General features: G+C 72.9%; 16 protein-coding genes. 8 read left to right on the top strand and 8 right to left on the bottom strand.

Annotated elements, in window-relative coordinates; genetic code table 11:
- Positions 1-76: 76 nt before the first annotated feature.
- Positions 77-961: a methyltransferase domain-containing protein gene (locus tag AB0L45_RS20690; protein ID WP_365841896.1), complete on the bottom strand. Its 885-nt coding sequence runs from the start codon at positions 959-961 to the stop codon at positions 77-79.
- A gap of 28 nt (positions 962-989) precedes the next feature.
- Between AB0L45_RS20690 and AB0L45_RS20695 the strand changes: the two genes are divergently transcribed.
- Positions 990-2,483 (top strand): PLP-dependent aminotransferase family protein, encoded by a 1,494-nt coding sequence (locus AB0L45_RS20695; RefSeq protein WP_365841898.1) that lies wholly within the window; start codon positions 990-992, stop codon positions 2,481-2,483.
- Positions 2,484-2,970: 487 nt separating this feature from the next.
- On the opposite strand, the gene AB0L45_RS20700 is transcribed toward AB0L45_RS20695, so the two are convergent.
- Positions 2,971-3,828 (bottom strand): siderophore-interacting protein, encoded by an 858-nt coding sequence (locus AB0L45_RS20700; protein ID WP_365841900.1) that lies wholly within the window; start codon positions 3,826-3,828, stop codon positions 2,971-2,973.
- A 48-nt stretch (positions 3,829-3,876) separates the two neighbouring features.
- On the bottom strand, positions 3,877-4,791 hold the full coding sequence (locus AB0L45_RS20705; protein WP_365842226.1) for a 5'-3' exonuclease: 915 nt from the start codon (positions 4,789-4,791) through the stop codon (positions 3,877-3,879).
- Between the two features lie 255 nt (positions 4,792-5,046).
- On the opposite strand from AB0L45_RS20705, the gene AB0L45_RS20710 reads away from it, so the two are divergent.
- From AB0L45_RS20710 to AB0L45_RS20720, 3 genes are all read left to right on the top strand, one after another.
- Positions 5,047-6,348, top strand: a complete 1,302-nt coding sequence (locus AB0L45_RS20710) for a glycine betaine/L-proline ABC transporter ATP-binding protein (RefSeq protein ID WP_365841902.1) — start codon at positions 5,047-5,049, stop codon at positions 6,346-6,348.
- On the top strand, positions 6,341-8,938 hold the full coding sequence (locus AB0L45_RS20715; protein WP_365841904.1) for an ABC transporter permease/substrate binding protein: 2,598 nt from the start codon (positions 6,341-6,343) through the stop codon (positions 8,936-8,938). Before AB0L45_RS20710 ends, AB0L45_RS20715 begins: the two co-directional genes overlap by 8 nt.
- A gap of 101 nt (positions 8,939-9,039) precedes the next feature.
- Positions 9,040-9,783 carry a helical backbone metal receptor gene (locus tag AB0L45_RS20720; protein ID WP_365841906.1) on the top strand — a complete coding sequence of 248 codons (744 nt, stop codon included), beginning with the start codon at positions 9,040-9,042 and terminating at the stop codon, positions 9,781-9,783.
- Here the strand turns inward: AB0L45_RS20720 and AB0L45_RS20725 are convergent.
- Complete coding sequence (locus AB0L45_RS20725) at positions 9,755-10,924, bottom strand: TDT family transporter (RefSeq protein ID WP_365841907.1); 1,170 nt, start codon at positions 10,922-10,924, stop codon at positions 9,755-9,757. The genes AB0L45_RS20720 and AB0L45_RS20725 overlap by 29 nt on opposite strands.
- Positions 10,925-10,994: 70 nt before the next feature.
- Here AB0L45_RS20725 and AB0L45_RS20730 point away from each other — a divergent pair, with 70 nt between their 5' ends.
- On the top strand, positions 10,995-11,942 hold the full coding sequence (locus AB0L45_RS20730; protein ID WP_365841909.1) for a LysR family transcriptional regulator: 948 nt from the start codon (positions 10,995-10,997) through the stop codon (positions 11,940-11,942).
- Between the two features lie 9 nt (positions 11,943-11,951).
- On the opposite strand, the gene AB0L45_RS20735 is transcribed toward AB0L45_RS20730, so the two are convergent.
- From AB0L45_RS20735 to AB0L45_RS20750, 4 genes are all read right to left on the bottom strand, one after another.
- On the bottom strand, positions 11,952-12,482 hold the full coding sequence (locus AB0L45_RS20735) for a hypothetical protein (protein WP_365841911.1): 531 nt from the start codon (positions 12,480-12,482) through the stop codon (positions 11,952-11,954).
- 193 nt (positions 12,483-12,675) lie between these two features.
- On the bottom strand, positions 12,676-13,371 hold the full coding sequence (locus tag AB0L45_RS20740) for a gamma-glutamyl-gamma-aminobutyrate hydrolase family protein (protein WP_365841913.1): 696 nt from the start codon (positions 13,369-13,371) through the stop codon (positions 12,676-12,678).
- Between the two features lie 48 nt (positions 13,372-13,419).
- Entirely contained in the window at positions 13,420-14,889 is a 1,470-nt protein-coding gene (eat, locus tag AB0L45_RS20745; protein ID WP_365841915.1) for an ethanolamine permease, read from the bottom strand.
- Positions 14,890-15,001: 112 nt separating this feature from the next.
- Positions 15,002-15,748, bottom strand: coding sequence for an FCD domain-containing protein (locus AB0L45_RS20750; protein WP_365842228.1), 747 nt, complete (start codon positions 15,746-15,748; stop codon positions 15,002-15,004).
- A 94-nt stretch (positions 15,749-15,842) separates the two neighbouring features.
- Between AB0L45_RS20750 and AB0L45_RS20755 the strand changes: the two genes are divergently transcribed.
- Genes AB0L45_RS20755 through AB0L45_RS20765 form a run of 3 tightly spaced genes read left to right on the top strand, consistent with a single transcriptional unit; the run spans position 15,843 to position 19,403 of the window.
- Positions 15,843-17,210 carry a glutamine synthetase family protein gene (locus AB0L45_RS20755; protein ID WP_365841916.1) on the top strand — a complete coding sequence of 456 codons (1,368 nt, stop codon included), beginning with the start codon at positions 15,843-15,845 and terminating at the stop codon, positions 17,208-17,210.
- A gap of 13 nt (positions 17,211-17,223) precedes the next feature.
- The gene (locus tag AB0L45_RS20760; protein WP_365841918.1) at positions 17,224-18,594 is read left to right on the top strand and encodes an aldehyde dehydrogenase family protein; all 1,371 of its coding nucleotides are present in this window, start codon (positions 17,224-17,226) and stop codon (positions 18,592-18,594) included.
- A complete protein-coding gene (locus tag AB0L45_RS20765; RefSeq protein WP_365841920.1) occupies positions 18,591-19,403 on the top strand; it encodes a 3-oxoacyl-ACP reductase in 813 nt (270 codons plus the stop codon). The genes AB0L45_RS20760 and AB0L45_RS20765 overlap by 4 nt, the downstream gene beginning before the upstream one ends.
- Positions 19,404-19,498: the final 95 nt, after the last annotated feature.

Here is a 19,498-nt window from a genome sequence, read left to right on the forward strand (position 1 = left end):
GGGGTACGGGCCGGGGGCGGGGGCCGGGACTGTTCCTCGGCCCGCCCCCGGCCCGCGGGCGTACGGGGCTTCCGCCTCACCCGCCCGGATTGACGGCGGTGGCCTTGACGAACGTGTAGTGAAACGTTCCGCCGGCCTCCGCCGTCCGCCTCAGGTCGCGGATGCCGCGCTCCCAGTCGGCCTCGGTCGTCAGCCCGGCGGCCAGCGCGTCGTCCCGCACGGCCGCGACCATCGCGATGAACGTGTTGCGGGTGAAGCTGTCGACCAGGCCGGGCCGCGTCGTGTCGGCGTAGACCGTACGCGGCCGGACCACGACGTCCTCGTACCCGGCGGCGGCCAGCAGCGGCTGCACCTGCCGGCCGAGCAGCGCGTTGCCGCCCGCCGCGGCCTGCAGGCGGACCTGGTGGCCGATGACGGTACGGGCGTGGTCGCTGTCCGGATGGAAGAACACCGACCCGTGGTCCCCCTCGATGACGGTGACGGTGCCGCCGGGCCGCAGCACGCGCCGCAGACCGGCCAGCGCCTGCGCGGGGTCGGGCAGGTGCTCCAGGACGAAGCAGACGAAGAGGTGGTCGAAGGAGGCGTCGGCGTACGGCAGGTCGGTCAGGTCGGCCTGCCGCCAGCTCACCGTCGCCGTGTGCGGCCGGGCGGCGAGACGGGCGCGGGCCTGGTCCAGCGAGCTCGCGGAGATGTCGACCGCGGTGATGTGCGCCCCCGGGCTGGACGCGGCGAGGTGCACCGTCTGGGCGCCGACCCCGCACCCGGCCTCCAGGACCCGGCTGCCCGCCGGGTACGCCGTGCCCGCGTGCAGCAGGGCTGCCAGGGTGTCCGCCTGGTCGGTCAGCCGGCGGGCCTCGTGGTCCGAATAGCCGTGTACGTAAGCGGGTTCGCGGGGTGCGGGGTGCGTGCGGCGGTCCTCGCGCGTGCCGCCGGTCGCCTTCTCCGTCGCTGCTGTTCTCATGCCGTCACTCTGGGCCCACAATGGTCCGGTGCCCAGGTCCAAAGATGCTCCGGCTGACCGGTCCATACCTTCTTCCGCGGCCTCCGGGTCCGACTTCCTCCAGCTCCGAGCGGCCGACGCGCCCGCAGGCGGCCTGTCCGACTGGCTGGCGCAGCGGCTGCGGCTCGCCGTCTCGGACGGCCGCCTCGCGGTGGGCGACCGGCTGCCCGCCACCCGTACGCTCGCCGAGGAACTCCGGGTCTCCCGGGGCGTGGTCACCGAGGCGTACCAGCGGCTGATCGAGGACGGCCACGCGGTCGGCCGCGGCCGCGGCGGCACGGTCGTCGTCGCCGCTCCCGTCCCGGCGGCCGCGCCGGCCCCCGAGCGCCCGGCCGAACGGCCCTCCCCGCAGGCGGTGTTCACCGCCGAGCCCGGAGCGGACGTCTTCGACGCGGTACGGGCCGCACCGGCCCGGATCGACCTCAGCCCCGGCACGCCGGACCTGGCCTCGTTCCCGCGTACGGCGTGGCTGCGCGCCGAACGCCGGGTGCTCGGCACGCTCGCGGCCCCCGGCTTCGGCTACGGCGACCCGCGCGGCACCCCGCAGCTGCGGCTCGCCGTCGCGAAGTGGCTGGCCCGCAACCGCGGCATCACGGTCAGCCCCGACGAGGTGCTGATCGTCTCCGGCACCGCGCAGACGCTCGCCCTGCTGGCCCAGGTCCTGCACGGCCGGGGCGTCCGTGAGCTGGCGGTGGAGGATCCGGGGGCGCTCGGCGCCCGCCAGACCCTCCAGTACTGGGGGATGCGGACGCCACCGGTACCGGTCGACGCGGACGGCATCCGCGTCCGGGAACTGCGGGCCTCCGGCGCCCCCGCCGTGCTGGTGACGCCGGCTCACCAGTTCCCGACCGGGGTGGTGCTCGGCGGTGGGCGGCGGCGCGAGCTGATGCGCTGGGCGGCCGAGGAGGGCGGCCTGGTCATCGAGGACGATTACGACGCCGAGCACCGCTACGACCGGCCGCCGGTGCCCGCCCTCCGCTCGATGCTGCCCGAGCACGTCTGTCACGCGGGAAGCGTCTCGAAACTGCTGGCGCCGACGCTGCGTACGGGGTGGATCGTCGCGCCGCCGGAGCTGCACGGCGCACTCGTGGACGCCAAGCGGTTCACCGACCTCGGCAACGCCGCGCTGCCGCAGCTGGTGGTCGCCGACCTGATGGAGACCGGCGAGCTGGAACGACGGCTGCGGCACCTGCGCAAGCGGCACCGGGCGCGGCGCGACGCGATGATCCGGGCGATCGCCACCCACCTCCCGGGCGCTGCCGTGCAGGGAGCCGCCGCCGGCCTGCACCTGACGATCACCTTCGACGCGGACTTCCCCGACACCGCCCTGGCGGCAGCCGCGCTCGCCCGGGGCGTCAAGGTGCAGCCACTGTCCTGGCACCGCCTGGATCCCGGACGGCCGGGCCTGGTCCTGGGCTACGCCGCGAGCACGGCCACCGAGATCGCGGAAGGGGTGGCGGTCATCGGGAGCGTGCTGGGGTGATGACACAGGCTCAGGGCGCCGGGCGCGTGCGGCGTGTCGCGCGCGGCGCGTACACCCGTCCGACACGCCGTACGTGCTTCCGGTTCTGCTGCGGTGACGGGGCGGGGAGCTGCCGGGCTCGTGGGCGCCCGGCGGCCCGACGTCCACCGTGGGTCCGTCCTGCTCTTGGAATGCCAGGCCGTACGGGCCGCAGAGCAGCGTTCCGCGAGGGGACACGCCGCGCCGCCGTCATGTGTACGTTCCCGGCCACGGCCGACGGGGCCCGGGGGCCGGATGCGCGGCGTGGCGGGAACGCCGTCCGGGGCGGGCCGTGACGGTGTGTCGGAAACCCCAGGCCGGTGCGGTCTCGGCGCGGCGTGCGCGCCGGCGTCGCGAACCGGTCGGCGGGACGGGCCGCGGCGCGCGCCGCCTTGTGAACCCGCGCCCGTAGGTGGCCTACCCGCAACGCCCGGTCCCCGAACCCCGGCCCCACCGCCCCCGAAGACCCTCAGGAAGCCGTCGGCAGCGTCTTTTCCTGCTCGGCCTCGACCTGCTGGTTCCACTGCTGCTTGGAGGCCTGCCAGCCGTCCTCGTCATGGCCCTTGCGCCAGTAGCCGGAGATCGACAGGTCCTCGCGGGGGATCTCCCGCTCGACGCGCAGCAGTTTGCGCAGCTCCTTCACGAAGCCGGCCTCGCCGTGCACGAACGCGTGGACGCGGCCCGCCGGGAAGTCCAGTGCGCGCACCGCCTCGACCAGGCGCTCGCCGACCGGCGTGTCGCCGCGGTGCAGCCAGGTGATCCCGGCGCCGGCCGGGGCTTCGAGCTTCTGTTCCTCGTCGGGGCCGGCGACCTCGATGAAGGCGTGGACGGGTACGCCCTCCGGCATCCGGGCCAGGGAGGCGGCGATGGCCGGGAGGGCGCTCTCGTCGCCGGCGAGCAGATGCCAGTCGGCGCCGGCGTCCGGGGCGTACGCGCCGCCGGGGCCGAGCAGGAGCGCCTCGTCACCCGGGCGGGCGTGCGCGGCCCAGGGCCCCGCGAGGCCGCTGTCGCCGTGCACCACGAAGTCGACCGCCAGCTCACGCGTGTCCGGATCCCAGGTGCGCACGGTGTAGGTACGCGTCCTGGGCCACTGGTCGCGGGGGAAGGCGGCGCGGATCTCCGCGATGTCCAGCGGCTGCGGGTAGTCCACGCCGGGAACGGGGAAGACCAGCTTGACGTAATGATCGGTGTACTCGCCCGCCGAGAACTCCGCCAGGCCGGCACCGCCCAGCACCACCCGCACCATGTGCGGCGTGAGCTGTTCGGTGCGCAGTACCTGGGCGTGAATGAGCTTGGGCTTCTTGCGGGCCGGACGCTCTGCTGCCACGACGATCTCCCCTGCCACGGTCTTGTTAGGTTTACCTAACCTAACAGTTCAGGGGTGGAGCGTCGCGAGCAGCCTCTGCAAGGAGCCGCCCAGCCCCCACCGCTCGGCGAGCGATTCCAGCCGTTCCGGATCGGCCGGCTCGCCGGGCAGCGCGGCGTCGACGTCCGGCACCGGCACATCGGCGGCGACCCGGACGACCTTCGGCGCCACCTCGACGTACGGCCGTGCCTCGGTCAGCCGCTTGCGCTGCGAGGGGGTGAGCTGGGACGCCGGGTCGTCGGCCGCGGCCATGATGCCCGCCAGGTCGCCGTACCGGTCCAGCAGTTTGGCGGCGGTCTTCTCGCCGATGCCCGGCACGCCCGGCAGGCCGTCGCTGGGATCGCCGCGCAGCAGCGCCAGATCCGCGTAACCCGGGCCGTCCACGCCGTACTTCTCGCGCAGCAGGGCCTCGTCGGTCAGCTGGAGGGTGCCGACGCCCTTCAGCGGATACAGGATGCGGACGCCCCGGGCGTCGTCGGCCAGCTGGAACAGGTCCCGGTCGCCGGTGACGATGTCGACCGGGCCGGTGGCGCGGGCGGTGAGGGTGCCGATGACGTCGTCCGCCTCGTAACCCGCGGCGCCCACCCGGGCGATGCCGAGCGCGTCGAGCACCTCCTCGATCACCGGCACCTGTGGGGAGAGGGTGTCCGGGATCTCCTCGGCGTCCGGCGCGGCGGAGCCGGCCGGTGCCTCCTCGGCGACGCGGTGCGCCTTGTACGAGGGGATGAGGTCGACCCGCCACTGGGGGCGCCAGTCGAAGTCCATGCAGGCCACCAGGTCGTCCGGCTGGTGGTCCTGGACGAGCCGGGCGATGAAGTCCAGCAGCCCGCGCACCGCGTTGACCGGGGTGCCGTCGGGCGCCCGGACCGACTCCGGTACGCCGAAATAGGCCCGGAAGTAGAGCGAGGCGGTGTCGAGGAGCATCAGGCGTCGAGTCACACCCCGCATGATGCCGCACCCCTGTGACACGAGCGGACGGTGCGCGACGGCGAGCCGGGCGCGTGGCGTGAGCCGCGTCACTTTTGTGTTTGTCATTTTCGAAAGGGGGCAGGCGCGCGGCCGGAGCGGAGCCGGTGGATTTTCAACATTTCCACCGGTTAACGACGGGCCCGACCCGTGCCGCGCCACGACCTGCCTACGGGGGAGTCGGGTCGTACTCAGACAATTCGAGAGGTGTATGTGGCCAGGCTGCAAGCCGAGCACGTCTACAAGGTGTTCGGGAGACGACCCGAGGACGCCGTACGACGGCTCGAAGACGGTGCGAGCCGCGAGGAGCTGCGGGCCGACGGCACGACCGCCGCGGTCATCGACGCGTCGTTCTCCGTGGACGAGGGCCAGATCTTCGTCGTGATGGGGCTGTCCGGATCCGGTAAGTCCACCCTCCTGCGGACCCTCAACGGGCTGCTGGAGCCGACCCACGGAAGCGTCCGGTTCGACGGTCAGGACCTGACCTCGCTCAGCGACAGGGAACTGCGCAAGGTCCGCTCCGAGAAGATCTCCATGGTCTTCCAGCACTTCGCGCTCTTCCCGCACCGCAGCGTGCTGGAGAACGCCGCGTACGGGCTGGAGGTCCAGGGCGTACCGCGGGCCGAACGCCAGAAGCGCGCCACCGAGGCACTGCACCTCGCCGGCCTCAAGGGCTGGGAGAAGTCCTGGCCCGACGAGCTGTCCGGCGGCATGCAGCAGCGGGTGGGCCTGGCCCGCGCGCTGGCCACCGACGCCGACCTGCTGCTGATGGACGAATCCTTCAGCGCCCTCGACCCGCTGATCCGCCGTGACATGCAGGACCAGCTCCTGGAGCTCCAGAAGACGCTGAAGAAGACCATCGTCTTCATCACCCACGACCTGAACGAGGCCATGCGCCTGGGCGACCGGATCGCCGTCATGCGCGACGGCCGCATCGTGCAGACCGGCAGCGCCGAGGACATCCTCCTCCGGCCCGCCAACGACTACGTCGCGTCCTTCATCCAGGACGTCGACCGCTCCCGGGTGCTCACCGCCGGGGCCATCATGGTCGGCGTGGACCAGGTGCTGGGGTCCGCGCCGGACAGCGGCCAGGAGATCCGTACGGCCGAGGACCTGCTCGCCGCCACGCCCGCCACGGTCCACCGGGACACGCCGGTCGCCGAGCTGTTCGCCCCCTGCGCGGCCGGGAACGTACCGGTCGCCGTCGTCGGCGCGGACGGTGAACTGGTCGGCGCGGTGCCGGCGCGGCGGCTGCTGTCCGTGCTCGGCGACGGCGGACAGCAGGACGACGGGACGGCTGGGAACGCGGAAGGCGCCGGGAAACCGGAGGCTGCCGCGAAGGCGGAGGCCACCGGAAGGACGGAAGCCAACGGGAAGGCAGAGGCCAACGGCAAGGCAGAGGCCAACGGCAAGGCAGAGGCCAACGGCAAGGCGCCGCAGGTCCCGGCCGGCAGCCCCGAGGGCGCCGCCCCCGCCGACGGCAAGTCCGAGGGCAAGGTGACCGCCGGTGCCTAGGATCGACGTCGGCTCCTGGGCCAACACCTGCGTCGAATGGCTGCGCCACCACCTCACGTGGCTCTTCGACTTCGTCTCGCACGTCCTGACGGCCATGTACAACGGCATCGAGACGGTCCTGACCGCTCCGCAGCCGTTCCTGCTGATGGGCATCTTCGCGGTGCTCGCCTGGTGGCTGCGCGGCCTGCCCGCCGCGGTGCTCACCTTCGCCGGCTTCGCGCTGATCGACTCGATCGAGCAGTGGCAGGCCACCATGCAGTCCCTGTCACTGGTGCTGGTCGCCTGCATCATCACCATCGTCGTGGCGGTCCCGCTCGGCATCTGGGCGGCCCGCAACCGCGCCGTCGGCGGCGCGCTGCGCCCGGTCCTGGACCTGATGCAGACGATGCCCGCGATGGTCTACCTGATCCCCGGCATCCTGTTCTTCGGCATCGGCGTGATGCCCGGCATGGTGGCGACCATCATCTTCTCGATGCCGCCCGCCGTCCGCATGACCGAGCTGGGCATCCGCCAGGTCGACGGCGAACTCGTCGAGGCGGCGGAGGCGTTCGGCACCCACCCGCGCCGCACCCTGTTCCGCGTGCAGCTGCCGCTGGCGCTGCCCACCATCATGGCCGGTGTCAACCAGGTCATCATGCTGGCGCTGTCCATGGTCGTCATCGCCGGCATGGTCGGCGCGGAAGGCCTGGGGTCGTCGGTCTACAACGCGGTCAGCTCGGTGAACGTGGCGCTCGGTTTCGAGGCCGGTCTCGCCGTCGTCATCCTCGCCATGTACCTGGACCGGATGACCGGCGCCCTCAACGAGCGGGTCTCGCCGCTGGGCCGCCGCGCGCTGGCCAAGGCGCAGGCCGCGCTGGGCCGCAGCAAGTTCCTGTACTGGAAGCCCGGCACGTCCGTCGCGATGGTCGGGGTGGTCGTCCTCGCGCTGGTCGCCGGCGGTCTGAACGTGTTCGGCAAGGACGGCGCGAAGACCGACGGCGGCGGCCGCCCGATCACCCTCGGGTACGTCAACTGGGACGAGGGCAAGGCCACCACGTACCTGTGGAAGGAGATCCTCGAACAGCGCGGTTTCCAGCCGAAGGCGCAGGCCCTGGAGGCCGGGGCGCTGTTCACCGGGCAGGCCCGCGGCGACATCGACGTGCAGACCAACGCCTGGCTGCCCACCACGCACGCCGAGTACTACAAGAAGTACCAGGACAAGCTGGAGGACCTGGGCGCCTGGTACGACAAGACGTCGCTGGAGATCGCGGTCCCGTCGTACATGAAGGACGTCAAGACCCTCGACGACCTCAAGGGCCGGGCGGACGTGTTCGGCGGCAAGATCACCGGCATCGAGCCGGGCGCCGGCGAGATGAAGATCCTCAAGGACAAGGTCCTCAAGGACTACGGCCTGGAGGGTGAGTACAAGGTCGCCGAGTCCAGCACCGCGTCCATGCTCACCGAGCTGGACCGCGCGTACGCGGCGAAGAAGCCGATCGCCGTCACGCTGTGGTCGCCGCACTGGGCGTACGACAAGTACGAGCTGACCAAGCTCAAGGACACCAAGGGCGCCTTCGGCTCCGGTGACAGCCTGCACCTGCTCGGCCGCAAGGGCTTCGCGAAGGACGAGCCCCAGGTCGCCACGTGGATGAAGAACTTCCACCTGGACGAGAAGCAGCTCACCAGCCTGGAGAACGACGTCAAGAGCGCCGGCGAGGGCCACGAGCAGGACGGCGTGCGCACCTGGCTGAAGAAGAACCCGGGCCTGGTCGACAGGTTCGCCCCGTCGGCGAACGTCTCGTACGCCAAGGGCAAGGACGCCGGCGCCGCGCCGAACATCGGCTACCCGGCGTGGGACGAGGGCATCGCCACCACCTACCTGTGGAAGAACGTCCTGGAGAAGCGCGGCTACCGGCCGAACATCCGCAACCTGGACATCGGGCCGATGTGGACCGGCCTGTCCAGCGGGCAGATCGACGTCGAGTTCGACGGCTGGCTGCCGGTCGCGCAGAAGCAGTACTGGGACCAGTACAAGAACGATCTCGTCGACCTCGGCGCCTGGTACGACAAGACGTCGCTGGAGATCGCGGTGCCGTCCTACGTCAAGGGCGTCAAGACGCTGGACGATCTGCGCGAGCACCGGGACGAGTTCCAGGGCAAGATCATCGGTATCGAGCCGGGCACCGGTCAGATGAAGCGCCTGAAGGACACCGTCGCCCCCGCGTACGGGCTGGAGGACTTCCGGATCACCGAGGCCGGCACCAGCTCCATGCTGGCCGAGCTGGACCGCGCCTACGCCAAGAAGGAGCCGGTCGCGGTCGTGCTCTGGTCGCCGCACTGGGCGTACAGCAAGTACGACCTGACCAAGCTCGCCGACCCGCAGCACACCTGGGGCGACAACAACCAGATCAAGTCGCTGGGTCACAAGAGCTTCCCGGAGAAGTTCCCGGAGTTCAACGGCTGGCTGAAGAACTGGAAGATGTCGCCCGAGGAGCTGGGCAGCCTGGAGCAGGCCGTCCAGGACGCCGGCAAGGGCCACGAGAACGACGGTGTCGAGAAGTGGATCGACGCTCACCCGGGCATCGTCGACAGGATGGCGCCGGTGAAGTGAGGCGCTGACCGCACCGCGCGGGCCCCGTTCCTGGCGTACGCCGGGGGCGGGGCTTTCGGCTGCGCGGCCCGCTCCGCCTCCGCTCCACGTACGGTGGGGTGATGACGACCGGTCAGCGCCGCGCCCCGCGCGTGGTCTCCCTCGTGCCCTCGCTCACCGAGGCCGTGGCCGCCACCGCGCCCGAACTGCTCATCGGCGCCACCGACTGGTGCAGCCACCCCGCCGGACTGGACGTGGTGCGCGTCGGCGGCACCAAGAACCCGGACACCGCCCGGATCGCCGCCCTCGCGCCCGGCCTCGTGCTGGCCAACGAGGAGGAGAACCGCGCGCCGGACCTCGGCGCGCTGCGCGCCGCCGGGCTGGACGTGCTGGTCACCGAGGTCCGGGACCTGGACCAGGCGCTGCGCGAGCTGGAACGGGTGCTGGTGCGCGGCTGCCGGCTGCCCAGGCCCGGCTGGCTGGACGACGCGGCGGACGCCTGGCGGGACCTACGGGCCGGGGCGGCGGACACGCGCGGCGCGGTGGTGCCCGTCTGGCGGCGGCCCTGGATGGTGCTGGGCCGGGACACCTTCGCCGGTGACCTGCTCGCCCGGCTGGGCGTGCGGAACCTGTACGCGGACCACGCCGAGCGGTATCCGCGCGTCCCGGTCGAGGAGCTGAACGCGCGCGGCGCCGACCTGGTGGTGCTGCCGGACGAGCCGTACCGCTTCGCGGCGGACGACGGCCCCGAGGCGTTCCCCGGGCTGCCGGCCGCACTGGTCAGCGGGCGCCACCTGACCTGGTACGGGCCGTCGCTGGCGGAGGCGCCGGCGGTGCTCAGGGTCGCGCTGGACGCGGCGCGGTGACCGGAGCGGCCGCGGGTGCGGGAACCAGCAGCCGCCCGCCCGCCAGCCCCCGCGCCGTCCGCACCCCCGCCACCAGCCAGGCCGTCACCAGCACGGCGAACAGCCCCACCGCGAGCCAGGTGAAGGCCGCGAGGCCGGTGTGCCGGGCCAGCCCGGCCGCGCCCGTCACACACGTACCGACCGGGAAGGTGAACGCCCACCAGGTCATCGAGAACGTCATCCCGGCGCGGAAGGCCCGTACGACCAGCGCCGCCGCCAGCGCCAGCCACAGCAGCGCGAAGCCCATGACCGGCACGCCGTACAGCAGCGCGAAGCCGCTCATCGCCCGCGCGTATCCGGCGCCGACCGCGCCGGGCGCGGCGTCGGCGAGGTTGCCGACCGCGGTCGTGGACTGGCCCAGCGGGCCGAGGACGAGGAAGAGCGTCGGGGTCAGCGCGAGCGGCAGCGGGCCGTGGTGGATCAGCCGGGTCACGACCAGCGGCAGCATCAGCAGCGTGGCCAGCAGCGACATACCGAACAGCGCGTAGCAGGCGAGGAGCATCGCCTCCCGCCACTGCCCGGCGGGCAGGTGCGGCACCAGGCCGGGGCCGAGCGCCGCCGAGACCATCGGCGCGACCAGCGGCAGCAGCCACACGGGGGAGGCGGTGCCGGGCTCGATCCGGTGCCGGGTCACCATCAGGTACGGGACCGCCGCTGCCGCCGCGAGCCCGACCGCCGTACCGGCGCACCACAGCACGGCGTCCACCGCGACCGCGGCCCTCCCGCCGAGCACATCGGTGCCGACGGCGAGCGTCCCGCCGCCGACCGCCAGCAGCGCCATCGACAGACAGCCGTAGAACGGTGCCACCGCCGGGTCGAGCAGATGGCGGCGCGCCTGGTCGGCGTGGTGGAGCCAGTGGGCGGTACGGGCGGCCAGCAGGATCACCAGCAGGGCGGCGGACAGCCCCCAGACCGCGACGTACGCGCCGCGCAGGAGCGGGGTGTGCGGCAGGGCGGCGCCGGCGTTGGCGACGATGGCGGTGCCCATGACGGCGGCGTACCAGTTGGGGCCGAGGTGACGCAGGACCGCCGGGGGCGCGGCGGGGGAACCGCTGGTGATGCGGGGGCCGGTGCGGGCGGGGGACTGCGTCGGAGATGCCATGGTCCCAGCCTCACCGCCGGCCCCGCCGCCCACCAGGGACCTCGTTTCTATGAGGACATAAGCTGGGGTTATGAGCAGCATGAAAGAAGAGCGCCCCGGGGCGGGCCCCGTCACCCCGCTCGCGCACCGCGTACCGGACCTCGGCGCGCTGGAGCTGCTGCTCGCCGTCGCCCGGCTCGGCAGCCTCGGGCGGGCCGCCCGCGAGCGGGGCATCAGCCAGCCCGCCGCCAGCAGCCGCATCCGCTCCATGGAGCAGCAGCTGGGCGTCGCCCTCGTCGAGCGCTCGCCGCGCGGCTCGCGCCTGACGGACGCCGGGGCGCTGGTCACGGACTGGGCGCGGCGGGTGGTGGAGGCCGCCGAAGCCTTCGACGCGGGCGCGCAGGCGCTGCGCGGGCGCCGGGACTCGCGGCTGCGGGTGGCCGCCAGCATGACCATCGCCGAATACCTGCTGCCCGGCTGGCTGATCGCGCTGCGCGCCCAGCGCCCGGACACCGCGGTGTCCCTGCTGGCCGGGAACTCCGCCGCGGTCGCCGAACGCCTCCTCGCGGGCGAGGCCGACCTCGGTTTCGTGGAGGGGCTGGACGTACCCGCCGGGCTGGACGGCGCGGTCATCGGCCACGACCGGCTGGTGGTCGTCGCCGCGCCCACCCACCCGTGGGCCCGGCGCCGTACGGACCTGACGGCCGCCGAACTGGCCGCGACCCCGCTGATCCTGCGCGAACGCGGCTCCGGCACCCGCCAGGTGCTGGACGCGGCCCTGGCCGGTCACGGCGGCCTGGCCGCCCCCCTGCTGGAACTGGCCTCCACCACGGCGGTCAAGGCAGCGGCGGTGAGCGGGGCGGGCCCTTCCGTACTGAGCGAACTGGCCGTGGGGGAGGAGCTGGCCGCCCGGCGGCTGGTCGAGGTCCCCGTCCACGGCACCCGCTTCGGCCGCGATCTGCGGGCGGTCTGGCCCTCCGGCCAGCGCCCGGCGGGGCCTGCGCGCCAGCTGCTGGGGCTGACGCGGGCGGTGCCGTGAGCGCCTGCCTCACCGGTCGGCCTGGTACGCCGCGGCCGCGGCGGTGGCCGTCCTGCCGTCGGGGGCGGTATAGGTGAGGGTGCGGTCCCCTCTGATCTGGAAGACATTGGTGGGCCGTTGCCGGTTGCGGGGGTTGCAGATGGAGACCGGGACGGTGAAGACGGTCTGGTACCGCCCGCCGTCGGCCGTGGTCACCCGCGTCATGAAGGTGACCACGCCCTTCTTGGCGGAGTTGCCGCCGTTCGGCGGCTCGTGGAACCAGAAGCCGTCCGCCGTCGACGAGTCTTTCGTCGGCACGACCGTGAGCGAGTTGTCGGCATTGAACTGCACGGTCTGCACTTTGGAGCCGTCCTGGGTGTACGGCTTGGACAGCTCGAACGATGCTCTCGCACCCTCCTGCGGGGCCTCGACGTAGTCGTTCGCGCTGCCTCCGCACTGGCCGGGGGCGGCCACGGCGGCGGAGCCGTCGAGGAAGCCGAGGGCCAGTGCGGAGGACAGCCCCACGGCGGCGGCGGACTTGAGGTGGCGTTGGCATGTCACTGCAGGACCTACTTCCGTCGGCAAAGCTGCACGAGGCCGGGCATTGCTGCACCGAGCCCATGACACACGGCGTTGACGCAGGTCGGCGCCGATGCAGCGAGCGTAGCCAGCCCCGCTGTGTGGTGTGCATCGCCAGATCGGATGGGTTTGCCACCGCGAATATGCGGCCATACAGGAGCGCGGGTGCGCCCCCTCAGTCCCCGCGTGCCGCATCCACCAGCGCCTCCATTACCCGTGTGTCGTCCCCCGCCTCCGGATGCCACTGCACCGACAGCACGAAGTGCTCCGCGCCCGGGAGTTCCAGAGCCTCGATCGTGCCGTCCGCCGCATGGGCCGAGGGGTGCAGACCGTGGCCGAGGCGGTCGACGGACTGGTGGTGGTAGGTCGGGACGGAGATGGCCTCGGGCAGGATGCCGCCGAGCAGGGTGCCGGGCTCCGGCTTGACCTCGTGGCGGGCGAAGAGCCCGGCGGGGCCCGCATGGCCGTCGATGTGCTGGACGAGGGTGCCGCCCAGGGCGACGTTCAGCAGTTGCATGCCCCGGCAGATGCCGAGCAGCGGCACCTGCGCCTGGAGCGCGGCGTCGATCAGCGCCAGTTCCCAGGTGTCCCGGTCGCGGGCCGGGGGGCCGGTGCGCGGGTCGGCGTCGGCTCCGTACCGTACGGGTTCCACGTCCGGGCCGCCCGCGATCACCAGGCCGTCCAGCCGGGCGACGGCCGCGGCCGCGGTGCCCGGGTCGCCGGGCGGCAGCAGGGCGGCGAGGCCGCCGGAGCGCTGGACGAGGCGGTGGTAGCCGGCCGGGAGCAGCGCGGCGGGCAGGGCCCAGACGCCCCAGCGGGCGTCGTCGGCGACATAGGTGGTGACACCGATCAGGGGCGGATGCGTGGGCACGGGTCCTCCGGGTGGTGCGGGGCGGGGGCTGGTTCCGGCGGGTGCCGGTCAGTCGCGTTCCAGTTCGGCCTCGGCCGCCGCGAGCGCCGCGAACTCCTCCTCCGGGGCCGCCGCGACCAGCCGGTGCCGGGAGTAGAACGCGAAGTACGCCAGGGCGATGCCGTAGACGCCGAGAGCCGTCAGGGCGGCCTGCTTGTCGACGAGGAACGTCGCCACCAGTGCGGCGCAGGCCAGCACGAAGGCGGTGGCGGAGGTCAGGACGCCGCCGGGGGTGCGGTACGGGCGGGGCAGCTCCGGCTCGCGGCGGCGCAGCACGATGTGCGAGAGGGACATCAGGGCGTAGGAGATGGTGGCGCCGAAGACGGCGATGTTGAGCATCCGGGCGCCGTCGCCGGTCGCGGCGGCCAGCGCGAAGCCGAGCGCGCCGGGCACCAGCAGCGCCAGGTACGGGGCCTTGCGGCGGCTGGTCAGGGACAGGAAGCGGGGCAGGTAGCCGGCCCGGGAGAGCGCGAAGAGCTGCCGCGACCCGGCGAAGATCAGGGAGAAGAAGGAGGCCACCAGGCCCGCCAGGCCCGCGTAGTTGACGATGCGGGAGACGGTGGTCGGCGCGCCGTGCGGTTGGAGTGCCTGCACCAGCGGGTCGCCCACCGACTGGATGGCGGCGGAGCCCCGGGCTCCGGTCGCGGCGACGAAGGTGACCAGCGCGAGCAGCAGCAGGATGCCCATCGCGGCGGCCATCGCCTTCGGCAGCGTACGGGCCGGATCCCGGGTCTCCTCGGCGGCCAGCGGTACGCCCTCGACCCCGAGGAAGAACCACATGCCGAAGGGGAAGGCGGCCCAGATGCCGAGGACGCCGAAGGGCAGCCAGGAGCCGGCGCCGAAGGCGTCCGGGTCCGCGGGGATGTCGTTCAGGGCGCTGACGTGGAAGTCGCTGAGCGCCCCGAACGCGAAGACGACGATCGCGGCCACCGCGACGGCGGTGACGGCCAGACTGAAGCGCAGCGCCTCGCCCACGCCCCACAGGTGGATGCCGATGAAGACCACGAAGCAGGCCAGGTACACGGGCCAGCTGGAGGTCAGCCCGAACAGGCCGAGGGATTCGACGTAGTCGCCGATGAAGAGGGAGATCGCGGCGGGCGCGAGCACGTACTCGATGAGGATGGCCGTGCCGGTCAGGAAGCCGCCCCAGGTGCCCAGGGCGCGCCGCGCGAAGCCGTAGCCGCCGCCCGCCGTCGGCAGGACCGAGGCCAGTTCCGCCAGCGCGAAGACCAGGCAGGTGTACATCACGCCCATCAGGACGGCGGCGATGGCCAGCCCGCCGAAGCCGCCCTGGGCCAGGCCGTTGTTCCAGCCGGAGAAGTCGCCGGAGACGACGTAGGCGACGCCCAGGCCGGTGAGCAGGAGCGGGCCCGCGCTGCCGCGCCGCAGGGTGCGCTTCTGGAGGTAGGCGTCCGGTGGCGCGGGGGCGCCGGCCGCGGCGGGGGGCGGTGCGGTACGGGGGTCCGTGCTGTCGGCCATGAGCCGCTCCTGCCTCGCCGGGGGTGAGTGAGGGGGAAGTGCAGTAATGGTTCAGCCGCATACCTTTGCCTCGCGGTGCGGCCGAGCGCAAGCCCCCTGCGTAAAAGACTGGTTACGGCGGCGGAGCCGTCAAGAACCCGCGCAGCAGCGCCGCGGTGCCCGCGCAGTGCTCGCGCATCACCTCCCGCGCCCCGTCCGCGTCCCCCTCCAGCACCGCCTCGACCAGCGCGGTGTGCTGCGCCTGGGAGTGCTCCAGGTTGCGTACCAGCAGCGGGATGCAGTCCAGCAGCTCGTTGACGCCCGCCCGCACCGCGGCGTACTGCGCCGCCAGCGACGGCGAACCGGCCAGCTCGGCCAGCGTCAGGTGCAGCAGCGTGTCGCGCCGCCGGTAGTCCGCCAGCGGCGCGTCGTGGGTGGCCGCCAGCGCGTCGCGCAGCCGCCGGACCTGCGCGTCGTCCAGGCCGTGCGCGGCGCACAGCCCCGCGGCGCCCACCTCCAGCACCTCGCGGAACCGCAGCGTGTCCTCGACGTCGACCTTCTCGATGCGGCGCCGCAGCTCCTCCTCGCCCGCGGTCTCCCGGCGCGCCCGGACGAACGTACCGCCGTACCGGCCGCGCCGGCTCTCCACCAGCCCCTCGTCCTGGAGGACCTTGAGCACCTCCCGCAGCGTCACCCGGCTGATCTGCAACCGGTCCGCCAACTCCCGCTCCGCTGGCAGCCGTTCGCCGCCGGGTACCAGGCCCAGCCGGACGATCTGGAGTATCTGCTCCAGCGCCTCCTCGAAGCCGTTGCCCGCCCGTACGGGACGCAGTACCGGCGCCAGCCGGTCCGCGGGGCGCTCCCCCCGGCCGTCCGCCACGCCATCCCTCGCACCGTCCACCGGAACCCCTTCCCAACCAATGGTTCGCGGGCCTACCTTATGACCTCCGGACGCAGCGACAGGAGGCACCACCGTGGCAGACCGCACGCCCCCGCTCTCCGTCGAGGAGCTGAGACGGCTCGTCGACACCGGGGAGATCGACACTGTCGTCCTGGCCTTCACCGACATGCAAGGCAGGCTGACCGGCAAGCGGTTCGCCGCCCGGCACTTCCTCGACGAGGTGCTGGAGCACGGCACCGAGGGCTGCAACTACCTCCTGGCCGTGGACGTGGACGTCAACACCGTCCAGGGCTACGCGATGTCCTCCTGGGAGCGCGGCTACGGCGACTTCGCCATGCACGGCGACGCCGCCACCCTGCGCCGCACCCCGTGGAACCCCGGCACCGCCCTGCTCACCGCCGACCTCGCCTGGCACGACGGCTCACCGGTCGCCGCCTCCCCGCGGCAGATCCTGCGCCGCCAGCTCGACCGGCTCGCCGAGCGCGGCTGGAGCGCGTACGCGGGTACGGAGCTGGAGTTCATCGTCTTCCGGGACACCTACGAAGACGCCTGGAACCGCGGCTACCGCGGCATGACACCGGCCAACCAGTACAACACCGATTACTCCGTCCTCGGCACCGGCCGCGTCGAGCCGCTGCTGCGCCGCATCCGCAACGAGATGGGCGCCGCCGGGATGACCGTGGAGTCCGCCAAGGGCGAGTGCAACCTCGGCCAGCACGAGATCGCCTTCCGCTACGACGAGGCGCTGACCACCTGCGACCAGCACGCGGTCTACAAGACCGGCGCCAAGGAGATCGCCGCCCAGGAGGGCATGGCGCTCACCTTCATGGCCAAGTACGACGAGCGCGAGGGAAACTCCTGCCACATCCACCTCTCGCTGCGCGACGAGGCCGGACAGCCCGTGCTCGCCGACGACTCGGGCCCGTACGGCATGTCCAAGGTCATGCGGCACTTCCTGGCCGGACAGCTCGCCGCGCTGCGCGACTTCACGCTCTTCTACGCCCCCAACATCAACTCCTACAAGCGCTTCCGGCCCGGCTCCTTCGCCCCCACCGCCGTCGCCTGGGGCCCGGACAACCGCACCTGCGCGCTGCGCGTCATCGGCCACGGCCCCGGCCACCGCCTGGAGAACCGGCTGCCCGGCGGCGACGTCAATCCGTACCTCGCGGTCGCCGCCATGGTCGCGGCCGGTCTGTACGGCATCGAGCACGAGCTGGAGCTCCCCGAGGCGTGTACCGGCAACGCGTACACCGGCGACGCCGACCACGTGCCCGCCACCCTGCGCGAGGCCGCCGCCCTGTGGGAGGCCAGCCCGATCACCCGCGAGGCCTTCGGCGACGAGGTCGTCGAGCACTACCTCCACATGGCCCGCGTCGAACAGGACGCGTACGACGCCGCCGTCACGGACTGGGAGCGCTTCCGCTCCTTCGAGCGCATGTAAGGAAAGCTGCCACGTGTTGCAAGAGCTGCGCATCATCAACCCGGCGACCGAGGAACTGGAAGCCGTCGTCCCCGTCACCACCCCCGCCGAGGTGGACGCGGCGGTCCGGCGGGCCGCCGCGGCGCAGGAGAAGTGGGCGGCGCTGCCGCCCGGCGACCGGGCCCGCGTACTGCGGCGGTTCGCCGAGGTCGTACGGGACCACGTCCCGTCGCTCGCCCGGCTCGAACTGGCGGAGGCCGGGCACCCGCTGGGCAACGCCGAGTGGGAGGCGAACAACGTCGTCGACCTGCTGCACTACGCCGCCGGGGGAGTGGAGCGGCTGACCGGGCAGCAGATCCCCGTAGCGGGCGGCCTGAACCTCACCGTCCAGGAGCCGCTGGGCGTCGTCGCCGTCATCGCGCCCTGGAACTTCCCCATGCCGATCGCCGCCTGGGGCACCGCCCCCGCGCTCGCGGCCGGCAACGCCGTCCTCCTCAAGCCCGCCGAGACCACCCCGCTCACCGCGCTGCGGCTCGCCGAGCACGCGCTGGAGGCGGGCCTGCCCGAAGGCCTGTTCCAGGTCCTGCCCGGAGAGGGCGCGGTCACCGGCAACGCCCTGGTCGAACACCCCGGCGTCGCCAAGGTCGTCTTCACCGGCTCCACCGCCACCGGCCGCGCCATCGCCGCCAAGTGCGCCGCGCAGACCAAGCGGCTCACCCTCGAACTCGGCGGCAAGAGCCCCAACATCGTCTTCGCCGACGCCGACATCGAGCGGGCCGCGGCCGCCGCCCCCGGCTCCTTCCTCGACAACACCGGCCAGGACTGCTGCGCCCGCAGCCGCATCCTGGTCCAGCGCTCGGTCTACGACCGCTTCATGGAACTGCTGGAGCCCGCCGTGAAGTCCTTCGTCGCCGGCGACCCGGCCGACCCGGCGACGCAGATGGGCCCGCTGATCTCCGCCGCCCAGCGCGAGCGCGTACGGTCGTACGTCTCCGAGGACGCGCCCGCCGCCATCCGCGGCGAGGCCCCCAAGGGCAAGGGCTTCTGGTACCCGGCGACCGTCCTGGAGGGCCGGCCGGACGACCGTACCGCCGTCGAGGAGATCTTCGGACCGGTCGCCGTCGCGATCCCCTTCGAGGACGAGGCCGACGCGGTCCGCCTCGCCAACGCCACTGACTACGGCCTCTCCGGCTCCATCTGGACCCGCGACGTGGGCCGCGCGCTGCGCGTGTCGGGTGCGGTCGCCGCCGGGAACCTCTCCGTCAACTCGCACAGCAGCGTCCGCTACTGGACCCCGTTCGGCGGCTACAAACAGTCCGGGCTCGGCCGGGAACTGGGCCCCGGCGCGCTCGCCGCCTTCACCGAGACCAAGAACATCTTCATCAGCACCGAGGAGCAGCAGTGACCGACCAGACCCCCGCGGCCACCGGCGCCGGCAAGACCCCCGTGTGCCGCCGCCTCGTCGGCCGCACCGCCGTCATCACCGGCGCCGGCAGCGGCATCGGCCTGGCCACCGTCCGCCGGCTGGCCTCCGAGGGCGCGAACGTGGTCTGCGCCGACATCGACGAGAAGGCGGGCAAGGCCGCGGCCGAGGAGGTCGGCGGCACCTTCGTCCAGGTCGACGTGACCGACTCCGACCAGGTCGAGGCGCTGTTCAAGACCGCGTACGACACGTACGGCTCGGTGGACGTGGCCTTCAACAACGCCGGCATCTCGCCCGCCGACGACGACTCGATCCTCACCACCGGCCTGGACGCCTGGAAGCGCGTCCAGGAGGTCAACCTCACCTCCGTCTACCTGTGCTGCAAGCACGCCCTGCCGTACATGCAGCGCCAGGGCAAGGGCTCCATCATCAACACCGCGTCCTTCGTGGCCGTGATGGGCGCCGCCACCTCACAGATCAGCTACACCGCCTCCAAGGGCGGCGTGCTGTCGATGTCCCGCGAGCTGGGCGTGCAGTTCGCCCGCGAGGGCATCCGCGTGAACGCGCTGTGCCCGGGGCCGGTGAACACACCGCTGCTCAAGGAACTCTTCGCCAAGGACCCGGAGCGGGCCGCGCGCCGCCTGGTGCACGTACCCGTCGGCCGGTTCGCCGAGCCCGAGGAGATCGCCGCCGCGGTCGCCTTCCTCGCCAGCGACGACTCCTCCTTCGTGAACGCCGCCGAGTTCCTGGTGGACGGCGGAATCGCAGGGGCGTACGTCACACCCGTGTAGGCCACAGCCTTCTTCGCGGCTACAGTCCGAAGATCACCTCAGGGACCGGTGCCCCGGCGCGCCGGTCCCGCAGGTGCCCTGCCCGCAGGAACGTC

It is taken from the genome of Streptomyces sp. NPDC052496, from assembly GCF_040679095.1.
Taxonomy (GTDB): domain Bacteria; phylum Actinomycetota; class Actinomycetes; order Streptomycetales; family Streptomycetaceae; genus Streptomyces.